This is a genomic window from Deltaproteobacteria bacterium, assembly GCA_009929795.1.
In the GTDB taxonomy this organism is placed as follows: domain Bacteria; phylum Desulfobacterota; class Desulfovibrionia; order Desulfovibrionales; family Desulfomicrobiaceae; genus RZZR01.
Window position 1 is genome coordinate 14190 of sequence record RZZR01000023.1, and the last position, 13063, is coordinate 27252.

Sequence of the window (13063 nt, forward strand, 5' to 3'; positions counted from 1 at the left end):
GAAATGGGAATGGTGGTGCACGTCTCCAGGGACGTAGAGATCCACAGGGCCGATGTGGAAGACTGGGAAGCCATTGTGGGCTTGCGGGAGTACCTCGAGGGATCCCGAGCCCACAACTACATCTCTGCGGATCCTCAATCCCTGAAAGCCTTCCTGCACCACTCCTTCACTTTCCCGGAGAGGGTTGGTTTGCTCTTGTGTCGCTGGCAAGGTAGACTGGTCGGGATGGCGGCTGTTCTTCTGGTAGATCAACCTGTGGTGGTGGTCCCCGGACTTCGGTCTTCGAGGCAAGCCTTCATCCATTCGGTGTACATCCTTCCCTGGGTGTGGGACGAGGATCGGATCCGGAAAATCCACATCCCCGGCCGGGTCGGGATGGCGGTTGCAGAAGGAATCGAAAAGTGGGCTACGTTTCCGCGCAGTGATGGCGGGGGTGGGGCTCGGTTCATCTACGGTAACGTCCGTCTGGATGGGAATTTCGGGGCTTTCGCTCGGAAGTTCGGGTATGAAAAGCAGTCAGTCGTGATCGGGAAATCTTTGGTTTCGGAGGTGGATCATGGGTAAAGGAGGCGGAGGGGGAGACCCCCAGGTCATTCAGGCTTCTCGTGACCCACTACCCAACGAAAATCTCCTGCAGGACTACTCGAAGTGGAGGCTTCATGCCTCCGCTCCTTACATGTCCTCCCCCTATCGGATGATGGACTTCGCGCAGAACTACTCGGTTCCGGGGATGCAACTCCCCACCTTTACCAACTCCTCGGCCTACTCCCCCTATGGACTCAACTCCATCCCCCAGCCGGCGGGCTACTCCGGGAACCAGGGGATGATCGCTTCGCAAGTCAACTCCTATATGCAGCCTTCGGCGGGAGTCCAGCCCTCGGGCAAGGGTAATTTCGGGATGGGTCCCGGGATGGGGAACAAGGGGTCCTTGGTCATGAACCCCGGCCCTCCCGGAGGGGCCCCCTCGTTTGGGACCCAAGCCTACACCTCCCCCGGACGGCCCTCCGGGAACGAATCGGGATTGGGGCGGAGAACCCCGCAGGAGGCCCCCAATGGCGGATAGCATCGGGACTTTCGCCGGGTCCCACCCGGCAAATGGGAAGGGGAACTCCGGGTCGTTCTGGCCGTCCTGGGCGCAGGGAAACTTCCCGGGGAAGGGGACTCAGAATCCGTCTCCCGCCGCCCCGGCCCCGGCTGGACCTACTCCCGCTACCGGGGACAACCCCAGCTACCCCAACAACCCCGCCACCCAATACATGGGGCAGCCCAGGAACCCCGGGGATCAGCACCCCTACAGCAGCGATCCCTGGACCATGTTGAGCCCCCAGGCGGCTCCCGGGGCCGGATACTCCAACTTCCTCCCCTCCGTGTTTCGGGATCCTTACCTGGGGTCCATGAATGCTGCATCTCAGGTGGGGACTGCCGCAGGGATGGCTCTTCCCAACGCTGCAGCCTTCCAGTCCGACCTTTACGGTCCGGGACTCACAGGGATGGAGCAGTCCTTCATGCGTTCGGCGGGGGACCAGGGCTTGCGGGGTCTGAACCAGACCTTGAACCGGGTCGAGGCCCAGTTCGAGAACGCCCCCATGCATGGGGCTCTGGGGGCTATGTCGATGGACGCCGCCAACCAGTTCGCCACCAACATGATGAACATGGGGTCGCAGATGGGGACCCAGAGGCAGAACACGGCGGCCGGGACTTTGGGGACGACATTCCAGCTTCCTCTGCAGGCAGGACAGCAGTCCCAGGAGGCGGCTTCTGGGCTCTACAATATGATGACCCAGGCGATGTACGGGGATATGCAGTATCCCACCTCCATGTATAACTCCTACCCGTTTATCGCCCCCACCATCTCTCAGCCCACAGGGGGCGGAAAGGGTAAGTAACCATGCCCAGATCTATGCAGCCGCAGGTTATCCAGCAGCAACCTTCGGGGTCCGGAATCCTCCCGGCCCTGGGTCTTCTGGCCAACGTCCTGCTCCAAAACTGGCCGGCCGTGGCCGCTCAGGGGACCGGGATGCTCACCGGCTCCCAAGGTATAGGACAGGCCGCAGGGATGGCTACCGGTATGGCTACCGGGGCGGGTGGCGGCTTGCCTTCTTCCGGAAAGGAGGGATCCAAAGCCTCTACTTCCGGAGGGGGTGCAACCAACCAGATCGAGAAGCCCAAGGTTGAGGAGGTGGGGGCTCAAACTCCGCCTGCGCAGGAGGGGGCACCTCCCGCCGCGCCTCCGGTTTCTGCCCCTACACCTTTCGGAGGAGGGGGAGATCCTCGGGTGCAGGCATTGATGATGGAGAACCCCTTCATCGTCTCTCTGCTTTCCGAGTTGTTTGGGTTTGCCGCAACCCAACCTGATGCTCTCCGCCCGGGAACTCCCCCCTATGTATGGTTGCAGAACTATGCACAGAGTCGCCCGGATCGGCAAGCCCCAGCCCATCCCCAGCAGACTCAATCGATCAATTCCGCTCCGACTACCTCCTCTTACCAGCCCATGCAGTTCACCACGCAGCAGTTGGACGCCCTGGTCAGCCAAGCGGTGCGCCAGCAGGAGCAAGGGCAAGCCCCTGGTTGGGTTCCGGGAGGGTCTGCACCTATGCTGCCCCAGGGAGCCCCGGCCCCGGCAGGGCCGCCCATGTCCTTCAATCCCTACTTCAACAATTCTTGGGGGTAAGCCATGCCTGTCCAACCCGGAAACCAGTTCCAGGGGGGTGGACCCAAGGTTGTCAATCCCCAGGTCATCTACGATCAGAGGGCTCCGCAGGGCTTCATCGGAGGCCTGTTCTCCAATTTGAAGTCGGCTGTTGAGTTGGCCGGCGGGATCAAGGAGATGGTTACGGAGGACCCGACCAAGGAAGCCCTGGCGGAACAGTACCGGGCTACGGCGGACGCACAAAAGGCCACGGCCGAGGCAACCCGCTCCCGGATCCCGCAGACGGAGAGGGAACACTGGTACAAGCAGGCGAACGAGGCCCGGGAACGAGTATCCAAAACCTCCCCGGGAAACCGCAAACAGGCTATGGACCTGGAGAAGGAGCGTCTCCCCCAGGAGTTCTGGGGGATGCTGGACGCCTCGTCCATGATCAGCGAGACGGAGACGGCTTCCTACCTGAACGCAGGGATGGGGGATCTTCTCCCCGGGCAGAGTGCGGCGTCCTACCCTCCGACAGGACCCAGCCAGCCGCCCCAGGAGACCCTTCCGGCGGCGTCCCCGCCCGGAAGTGGGGCTGCGCCCCCTCCTGCCCCTGCGGAGGCTCCTGGGGGCCCTCCTGCGTCCGCCCCGCCTCCTCAAACTCCTCCCTTTGATCCCAGCATGGGCCCCCCGCCCCCGGCTCCTGAGCCCTTCATCCGAACCCCCTTCGGACCTGTGGCTGCGCCTCAGAGACCTTTGGCCTCGGTGGAGCAGATCAACAACCACCCCCAAGGGGCTCCGCCTCTCCAGCCGGACGACGTTCTTCCCCTCTCCGAGGCGTACAGCAACCCTACCCTGAACGCAGCCGTGGATTCGGTCTACCGATCCAAGGAAGTCCTTCAGAGACTGTCTCCGGCCCGGCTGGCCCCCATTGCGGCCATCTTCCGGGCGGTGCAGGACGGTGAAGCGGTACCTATGGACCAGATCATCCTGGCCCAGATGAACGATCAGGACTACTCCACCCACATGCAATCCCAGTTCGAGAAACTGGGAGTCCCCCTTCCCGGGTCTGGGGATCTTCTGGCCCAGGCCCGACTGGCGGAGTTCTTCCAGGCCAACGGAAAGCCGGACTGGGGTCCTGAAGTGCTGGGGGAGTTTCTGCACAACTACCAGACCAATCCCCTGCTTCTCCGCGCCCACCAACCTGGAGCCAAGGTTTTGATGGACATGCAGATCAAAGGGGCGGAACTGGCGGCTGGGATGGAGAAGGCTCGTCTTCAGTATGCCGGGCAGGTACATACAGCCGAGGCTGGCCTGCAGAGGGAGCAACTCCGCTCAGCAACCCAACTTCAGACCACGGGCATGACGCTTGGAGTGAAGCGAGAAGAGATCGGAGTGGCCCGGGACCGGCTGGGTCTGGATCGTTCGAAGATGGGGCAGGAGGCATCCCAGAAAGCCTTTGATCGGGTGGCGAAGACCAACGACCAGATCAATGCGCTGTTGAAGCAGGCAGGAGCCCCGGGGGTGCCCGCCGCCGTGAAACAGCACTTAAGTCTGGTGTCCACCTACGCCAGTCAGATCCGGGAGCGGGAAAGGTCGATTTCCGACTTTGGGAAGCAAATCGGGGAAATCGACAAGAAACTACAGGAGTACGCCCATCTTCCCCCCACCCCTCCGAATCCGGACCCCAACAAGCCCCCTTCCGGGGTTGGGGACTCAAAGTGGGCCATGATGATGGAGCGGGATCGCCTGCTGCAGGAGCGCAAATCCGCCTCCGATTGGCAGGCGCAAGCCGGGGATGGTTTGGATGATTTTGTCCGACCCGACGGTACTAAACAGCCCGGGCTCCGAACTTTGTACGAGCAGGCCCGAACCTCCCTGACCGAGGCCGCCCGGGCTGCGGACCCTACCACACAGGCGGGACAGACGGTGTTGACGATCAACGCCCAGATCGACGAACTGATTGGGAACCGCACCTCCCACCAGAGGATCGCGGACTCCCTTGCGGATCCAGGGAAGGTCATGAAGGCCCTGGACGATCTGGCCGGAAAATGGGATCCTAGAGCGGCACCTCCTTCCTTCGAGCAGTTCATGACCACACCCCTGGGGGGTGGGGGTTACGGGATTTCCGCCTACATCCAGGATCAAACCCAGGTAGTCGAGTATTGGGGCTACCTGCGTTCCAGGATCGAGGAGCGATCCCGGGATTGGAAGAAGAAGAACCGGAAAGCCCAGCCTGCGGGTACGGGGAAGAAGCCGACCCCCAAGTCCCCCTAGAGGAGTTTCGGCTGCTTTTTCGAAGGGGAGATAATCGCCTCTGACTGGAGTTGGAAAAGTATGTCGCTCTTCCCGGAACCTGAAGCCCAACAGCCGGAGGCCAACCCCTTCTCTGCGCTTGCAGGGAAGGCGGGCAGCATGGCTGTGGATTTGGCGATCAGCGCCAATCCTTTTACAGCGTTGATGTCCCAAGGGGTGCAGGCCCTTCAGCCGGAGGTCCCTTCCGCCCCGAAGATGCCTGCCCCTCCCCCCGACAACAACCCCATTGTGGAGATCGGGGATACCGGGTTCAAGGGGCATTTCTGGGCGGCCGAAAACCTTCAGAAGGCGTTCAACACCCTGAAGGAAAAAGGACTTGGGTATGCCATCAACTCAGGGTTCCGAACCAAGGAAGATCAGGCGGCCCTGTTTGCCAAGTATGGTCCCGGGAGGGCGGCGGCCCCCGGGCACTCCAACCACGAGAAGGGGTGGAGTTTTGATCTCGACGTAGACGACGCTGCAGCCGAGCTTCTGGAGGAGTTCGGCTTTGCCCGTCCTCTGTCCCATGAACCGTGGCATTTCACCTTCCAACCGGGACTCCCCGAGGGGGCTTCCGAGCGGGTCTGGAAGGACGACGATCCTCGGATGCGTCGCTTCAAGCAGGGGGACAACTACCTGGGCACCCCCCGACATCTCGCCCAGAGTCTGGCGGCCCAGGAGGGGTTCAACCAAAGGGATCAGTCCATGCTGCTCCGGATGTGGAATCAGGAGAGTGGCTTCAACCCAGAGGCGGTGTCCCCGGTCGGGGCTCTCGGAATCGGACAGATCATGCCCGGGAACCTTGCTCCCCTGCTGCTGAAGATTGGGGCCACCCCGGAGGAGTACCGGAAGAGCCCTGCGGTGCAGATTCGGGCTTCCCTGGAGTTCATGCAGGGGCTCTTGCGGCAGTACGACGGGAACTGGGCCCAAGCCCTGGCCGCCTACAATGGGGGGCCCGGGGCCGTGGACTACGCCACGGAGAAGGGGTTCTTCCCCTCCAGCGGGGACCCCTCGGCATGGAGCAACGAAACCCTTTCCTACGTGTCCAACATCATGGGGACTTCCCGGGACACGGCCATGACCTGGATTTCCGGCAGGGCTCCCGGCCCGAAAGCCAAACTCCCTGAAGAGGGGGAATCCACCCGGGTGGTGCAGGGGAAGGTCAGGGAGCAGGCCCGGGTCTGGGGATCCTACCTCATGTCGTTCCTCGGGGAGGACAACCCCTACCAGGGCCTGTTTGAGTCCCTGGGGCAGGATCCGGATCAGACCCCTGGTTGGGTTCCTCCCGGGGGACCCCAAGGGGCCACCCCTCCGGGCCCGCAGTTGGCTCAAGGTGGAGCCCCTACCGGGGATGCTCCGCTGGGGGCTCCGAGCGGCCCTGGGAACATCATGGACGAGATGCAGCGTCTGTTTGCCCCCCAGGAGAACGGACAGCCGATGCAACCGGCCGGAGAGGGGGACGATGGAACCAAGTACTTCTACAATGGCAACGGGCAGTTGGTAACAGGTTCCGGGAAGGTCTTCCCTCCGGGCTTCACCCTTGCTGCCGGCAAGACGGGTGGTTTGAAGCCGGTGCAGGCCGAGGCGGGGATTCCTGCTGTTTCCCCCGACGTCCCCCTTCTTGGTCCGATGCAGTTCAAAGCCGAGGGTCAGACCTGGGGCCAGTGGGCCGGGGAGCAGGCTTTGGATGTGGGGGAGGTCGGAAAGACCTTCCTCCGGGGTGTTGTGGGGGGAGTCCTCGGGGCGAAAACCCTGTGGGCCCACATGTTTGGATCCGAAGAGCAGGTTCCCGGGTTGGGGCTCGGAACCGCCTTGAAGGAGGTCCTCACAAACCCTGCGGATATTCCCGGGGCTATGGGTAGGCTGGGCAGTCGGGCAGTTCGGGAGGCTACCGGGGAGGACATTCCAGATTGGGCCAACCAAGGCTTGGCGGAGCATTTCCTGAAACTGCTTCAGCCGGAGAAGTCCGGCCGCCACGAGAGGATCAAGCGGGAGGCCCGCAACGTCCTGAACATCAACGAAGACGCAGGGCTTCTGGAATGGTTGTGGGCCCCGACGGATGCCCCCATTTTCGGGAGCGGGGGAACCCTGGAAGCGAAGGCTGCGGTTTTTGCTTCGGAACTTCCTTATCTCGCCGGCATGGAGGTCATGGCTCAGGCTCTGGGGCCTGCCGTGGGTGCTACCCGGGGATTGGCGAGACGAGAGCGGGAATCCGAGTTCATTGCACAGGCGATGCGGAAAAAGGCACCTCGGATTGGACCCTCCCCCGCCGGGGTTGTAGACCGGGCGGCCGAGTTCGAGGAAGTCGTACAGCCAGCTACCCGGAAAGTCCTGGAGCAGGCGAAGCGAAGATTCAGGGGTAAGGACGAGCCCGGAAGTAGCATCATGGGGGGCCTGATGGGTCGCCCGGAAGGCGGGAAGATCACAGAGTTCACCGGCGTGAATTCGGTCCTCGGATTGGGGGGCACCGGGACCTATAAGGTGCTGGCCCGGATTCCTGGGGTTCGCAATTTCGCCAACAAAATGGGCCAGAACTTCTTTGAGGAGATGTCCATCTGGGGGTCGATCAACGCGGGTCAGATGATGGCGGAAGTCGGTGGTCTCTCCGTCCTGGAGGGCAAGAACCCCCAAGAGGCTGCGGCCGACGCCATCGGCGCGGGGATCATGGGCTACTTGGCGGGGTCTGCGTTCGGGCTGGGGGTTCCGGTCCTCGGGCTGGGGGCGTCCACTCTCGCCCGTCCCGTGGTGGACATGTCTGCCAACCTGGGAGTCAACACCCTGCGGGCGTTTTCTCGCTGGGAGGGAAGACACGCGGTCGGCAAGTCCATTCTCGGGGTAGTTCATGCCTTGGACAGCCTCCCCGGGACCAAGAAGGGCTGGTTCACCGAGAGGGTGCTCGGGGTGGCGCTTGAGAACCTGGAGGTCCAGTCGGCCATCCGCAGGGATGCTTCCCGGGCAGCGACCTCTCGAGCCTCGGGTCTCCATGCCGATCAGTTGGACTTCAACGCCCGCATCATCCGGGAGTCGGTCCAGAGGGTCACAACCCGGGCGGAAGAAGTGCAGAAAGCCCTGGGAACGTCTCAGGCCAACATCGAGCACATGGAGCAGGTAAACCCTCTGCTCCCGCAGGCGGCGGAAGCCTTCCGCGCCCTGGAAGAAAACCAAGCCCTGTGGGCGGGGGCGGAATCCGCATGGATGCAGGCCCGCCGGGGCATGAACAAGGGAGGGGAGGAGGCCCAAAAGTCCATTCAGGCGCAGAACGAGTGGCTGAACACCTTCGGGCAGACTTTGGGGTTCAAGGACCACAGTGAATTCCTCGCGGGCCTCCGGAAGGCCAAGAAAGACTACGCGGAGGGCATGGCCAACTTCCAGCGGGACAACGCTGTTTCCGAGGGGGACGTGCGGGGGTACCTGGGGGAGCAGGAAATGCTCTCCCAACTTCAGACCCAAATGGACTCCTTCGCTCAGGATCCGGCGTTCGCCAACCGGGCGGAACTGGAAAAACATGCCGAGGTCTTCGAGTGGACTGCCTCCCGGGTTCGGGCATTCGCCAAGGCGTTCGAATCAGGATCGATCCCTACCTCCCCCCGGCTCTCGGAATTCAGCCCTGTCCCTAATGAAATCCCGGCAGAGCACCGAGCAGCGTATGCCTTGCGAAGCCAGGACGAGTTCGTGTTGGCTTATCAGCGGGATAAGGCCCTGGAGGGGTTGGACCCGGAAGCTGTTGTTCGAGCCCAGGAGTTCGAGGAGGGCCTCCAGTCCATCCTGAATGCCGGGCTTGTGAATGATCCGGTCGCTGCCCCTCTCCACTTCCACACCCTTCGCTACATGCGCTCGATGCTGGAGTCCGAGACCGGCTCCGTTTCGGCTCGGTTGCAGAACACCCTGGATGCTCTGGACCTGGAAATCAAGGGGAATGTGGACGCCATCCGGGGAGAGCGGTTGCGGTTGGCTACCGAGCACCGTTTGGCCAAGGGGTCCAAGCCTCCGAAGTCCAAGGAATTTACGGACCCGGAGTACGCCAAGAAGCTGGAAGCGGCCGAGAAGCAGGCGGAAGCCGCCGGGGACGCCCCGGGGGACAACGACTTCATCCGGGACCGGATTGCGGACATTCACAGGTTGGAACTCCAACAGAAGACCCTGAAGACGGAACTGGATCGGGTACAGCTTCTGGACCGGGTTTCGGATCCCGGAGCCCCTCGGAAGTCGATTGTTCAGGGGTTGAAAGAGGAGATCGTCCGGGGGATGGACGAGGAGGTCCAGGCTGCCGGTTTCAAGGGGGGCTTGAAGGAAGTAAAGGGTCTGCTGGAGAGGAAAACCGTCCCCGCCAGCGTGGTGGCGAACAAGTACAGAAGGGCGAATAAACTACCAAAAGCCCCTTCTTCTTACGGGATGACCAAGGCCGAAATCCGCTCCGGGAGGGCCCGCTTGAAGGAGAGCAAGCCTCTCCGCCCGGTAAAGGGAGCCCCGACCGAGGAATGGAAGGCGTGGCGTCGGGCGAAAGCCCGCTGGAACGAAGAGGAGAAGGCGTTCACCCAGGACCGGAAGAAGAGGTTTTCGGCGGCCCAAGAGAGGGTGCGCCAGTTCCGGGAGACTGAGAGTGGCCCTTACAAGGCGACCACCGAGGAGATCCACAACAACAAGGATTATGTTCTCCTGCAGGATCTTCCCGAGGATTGGGTACCGACCCCCAAGGGGGTAGGGGATTCTCCGGCTCCGCTACGAGCCGTGGAGAAAAACGACCCGATCATCCTCCGGAGAACCGCGAATGGGGAACTGGAGGCCCTGGCGGGGGCCGACCGGCTTGCTGCCCGAAGGGCGGCGGGCGAGCTGGTTCAGGCATGGATCCCCAAGAAAGACCTCCATTCCCACATCAAAGGGGTGTTGGATGCCCGGACTCGGCCCAACACCCGGGACTATTTCTTCCCCCGGAGGAGGGCGGTAACTGAAGCGATCCCCGACTCCGGCAACGTCATGGATCTTCCCCCTCAGCCCGGAGTGGAGTCCCCCCGGCAGACTCTGCGGTCCTGGACGGATGATGCTCTAGGGCAGATGGGGACTACCCGGGAAGAACTCCTGAAGACCCCGGAAGGAGGGCAGACCCTGAAGGAGATTGAGGAGTACATCCTCAACGAGGTGAACTCTCGGGGGCCCGGGTCTAAAGTCCAGTGGCGGGAAGGGGAGACAACCTTTGATCCCCTGGCCGCCGCCAACGAGCAGTTCTCCCAACTTCGGCCGGAAAAGCAGGCCAGGATGTTGGAGGAAGAGTTCCACAAACTGACCCAGGATTTCTTGGAGGCGGAGATCCCTTCCTTGAAGTCCTACAGGAAACTGTTCGAGATCACCGGGGATGGGATTCCGGACGACCCCGGGATCTCCAAGGAGGCCAACTCCCTGGTTGCCGACCTGAAGATGATGGGGGACCAGTTCGCACATCTGCGCTACGACCTGGAAACCCTCCACGAGAGAAGCCCGAAAACCATCGGCGGCATGATGATGCGGGGCTTCAACACCCTTTCGATCTGGGCCCACAAGACGGCCGCTGCCCGCAGGGTTTCCGACCATGTTGGGGCTCAATTCCGCAAGTCCGTGATCGATGCTCTGGGTCTGCAGAAGAAGGGGGTCTCGAAGACCGCCAAGTTCTTCGGCGGAGACGAGTACTCTGGAGTGGACATTCCTCTCCCCCTCCGGGAGCGAATGGTGGATGCGTTGGAATCCCTGAGCACCGACTCCGGAGCCATGCGCTCTTTGCTCCAGGACTACCCGGAACTTCGTGACTCCTTCGGGACCTACTTCCGGCTGGCTCAAGAGTGGGAGAAGCTGAAGATCAACTCCCCGGAAATGGGGACCTTCTTCCGGGATAACGTCGTCTTCCACACCTACCCGACCATGCGGCAAATCTTCAAGAGTGTCAGTCTGGACCCGAAGAACAAGGTTCCCTTCACCCGGTTGGCCTCCGAGTTCATGCGGACCATCCCCACCTTGGCTGAAGCCCGGGTGGTTTACAACAAGGCCCTGACCAAGCTGCTTTCCGGGGAGGGCTGGAAGGGGGTCACAACTCCTCTCAAGGATGCTGCTGAAAGGGAGACCTACTTCCTGAATGCGGACATCGGGGAACGGGGTAAGATCCTGGGGATCGATCCCATGACGGAGGGCGGCCGCAAAGCGATCAACCTGTTGACCATCCACCTCGGGCTGAAGAACCCGATCACGGACCCTGCGGTGATCATCCAAAACCACATCAAGGCGGCCTATGCTGCGGACTCCACCCGGCAGCTCCTGAAGGATCTGGCCTCGGTGCACGTCCCCGGGATGAAGGCTATCAACCCCGAAACCGGTCGGCCCTACTCCATCGTGGAGTACTCCCCTTCCCAGAACAGTCTGCACCCGGTCACAGGGAAGCCTGTGGCCAGCATGGGGGGACCTGTGGGGCTCCCGGCGGTTCCTTCCCTGCGGGCGAGGGTGGAGGGGCCTGGGATGGCGGAAGGGAAGCTGTCCAACTATGTTACCTTCTCGACTGCGAACTTCGGGATGGACCCCAACACCAGGATCAAGTTTGGGGGAACCGAGGTTCTGGCCGGAGACCTCTACATCCACGCCGACGTAGCCGAACTGATCAACGACCGCTTCCTCGCCTCGGATTCCCTGGTGGGCGGGGACTTCGGTAAGATCCTTCAGGACGTTGGTGAACTGCTCCGGTCAGGCCAACTGATCGGGGCTCCTGGGGCCCATGCTGCCAACATCCTGACCGACTTCTGGATCGGACTGGGGGCGGATGCCCTGATGGGCATGAGTTCCGGCCGGTACTCCATTGCCGAAGCCGGGAAGCTGATTCTCAAGTCCCCGTTCGAGGCGATGGGAATGGGGGCTGCTGGCGAGAGGATGGCCGCCTCCGAACTCGGACCCCGGATGTTCTTGGACGCCCAACTACATGGGGCCAACTTCAACACCTGGGATCAGTGGACCAGATCCGCCTCCGAGACGGCCATTTCCCTGGTGGAAGAAGAGATGGGCTACCGGGCCGCCAACGAAACCCGGGCGGGGAAGATTTTCTCGGAACTGGTGAAAAAGGACGAGTCCGTCGGGGAATTCTGGAACCGCACCCGGGATGCCCGCCAACTCCTCGGGGAAGGCACCGGGACGGAGAGGAGTGAGGCTGCCCTCAAACTGCTGGTCAACGGGGGTCTGAACCTCGACTACTGGGCCAACAACTACAGCGTGTTCAACCCGATCAAGCATTCGATGCTCGCCGGCTACCACTACTGGACCGCCATGAACTGGAAGGACATGGGGCAGAAGCTGATTGCGGAGGGCCACACCCCGGCAGCGGCGATGCGGATGTGCAAGAGCGCAGCCGCAGAGTACGTGAACACCCTTTGTGGGACGGTTTCCCAGTCTGCGGATCCCTCCGTCTGGAGGAAGCTCGTCTACAGCCCGATGGGGATGGTCGGACCTATTGGAGCAGCCGCCCCGGGATGGTACCGGGCGAAGGTCAACGCTCTCCTCGCTCCCCTGGATCGGGTCATGGAGGGGGGACAGAACTACCTGGACGCCAAAACCGGCGCTGCCCCCGGGGAGAACATGCCCTGGGGTCGCGCTGCCCGTTACGGGGAGGAATCCCCGGCTTTTCGGAACTACGTTCGCAGTCGGTGGGAAACAACGCTGGCCTACGGGGTAGCCGCCTCCTGGGCTTCCTTGCAGGTGTTCAACACCATCGTTACGGGAAACCCCACCTTCAACCACCCCGACCCGGACATGCGCTACCGGATCCAGATAGGGGAAAGAGCCATTGCATGGCCCTTCCAGGGGATGTACCGAGACCTGTTCAATTCGGTAGCTCCGGGTATGCAGGGGGACGTGCCCCGGGTTCTGAAGGTAGCCCTGATGAACCCCACCCTCCCCTTCCCTACCAAGGTAGGCATGGAGATGGCGACCAACAACGCTGCCCTCTTCCGGGGATGGGATCAGCCGATCTACAGCAAGGAGAAGACCGCCGACCCCTGGACCAACCTAGGGAAGCTGGGGGACATTGCCGGGTACAGTGCGGCCCGTCTGTTCTCCGGCCCCTTGGAAACAATGGGTCTGGAAGACCCCGCCGGGAATGCGGAACCGATGGGTCTCGGAAAGTGGGCAGTCCAG

General features: G+C 62.3%; 6 protein-coding genes. All 6 read left to right on the forward strand.

The window, feature by feature from the left end; genetic code table 11:
• Positions 1-3 precede the first annotated feature (3 nt).
• A complete protein-coding gene (locus tag EOM25_04385; protein NCC24430.1) occupies positions 4-564 on the forward strand; it encodes a hypothetical protein in 561 nt (186 codons plus the stop codon).
• On the forward strand, positions 557-1063 hold the full coding sequence (locus EOM25_04390; protein NCC24431.1) for a hypothetical protein: 507 nt from the start codon (positions 557-559) through the stop codon (positions 1061-1063). The genes EOM25_04385 and EOM25_04390 overlap by 8 nt, the downstream gene beginning before the upstream one ends.
• Positions 1053-1886: a hypothetical protein gene (locus EOM25_04395; GenBank protein NCC24432.1), complete on the forward strand. Its 834-nt coding sequence runs from the start codon at positions 1053-1055 to the stop codon at positions 1884-1886. The genes EOM25_04390 and EOM25_04395 overlap by 11 nt, the downstream gene beginning before the upstream one ends.
• A 2-nt stretch (positions 1887-1888) precedes the next feature.
• Complete coding sequence (locus EOM25_04400) at positions 1889-2671, forward strand: hypothetical protein (protein ID NCC24433.1); 783 nt, start codon at positions 1889-1891, stop codon at positions 2669-2671.
• 3 nt (positions 2672-2674) lie between these two features.
• Positions 2675-4906 (forward strand): hypothetical protein, encoded by a 2232-nt coding sequence (locus EOM25_04405; GenBank protein NCC24434.1) that lies wholly within the window; start codon positions 2675-2677, stop codon positions 4904-4906.
• Positions 4907-4966: 60 nt separating this feature from the next.
• The coding region (locus EOM25_04410) for a hypothetical protein (GenBank protein ID NCC24435.1) at positions 4967-13063 on the forward strand (8097 nt) is incomplete at its 3' end.

Bases quoted from the DNA above. Each gene is read 5' to 3' on its own strand.
- EOM25_04395 (NCC24432.1), top strand. From the start codon at position 1,053: ATGGCGGATAGCATCGGGACTTTCGCCGGGTCCCACCCGGCAAATGGG.
- EOM25_04400 (NCC24433.1), top strand. From the start codon at position 1,889: ATGCCCAGATCTATGCAGCCGCAGGTTATCCAGCAGCAACCTTCGGGG.
- EOM25_04385 (NCC24430.1), top strand. From the start codon at position 4: ATGGGAATGGTGGTGCACGTCTCCAGGGACGTAGAGATCCACAGGGCC.
- EOM25_04405 (NCC24434.1), top strand. From the start codon at position 2,675: ATGCCTGTCCAACCCGGAAACCAGTTCCAGGGGGGTGGACCCAAGGTT.
- EOM25_04390 (NCC24431.1), top strand. From the start codon at position 557: ATGGGTAAAGGAGGCGGAGGGGGAGACCCCCAGGTCATTCAGGCTTCT.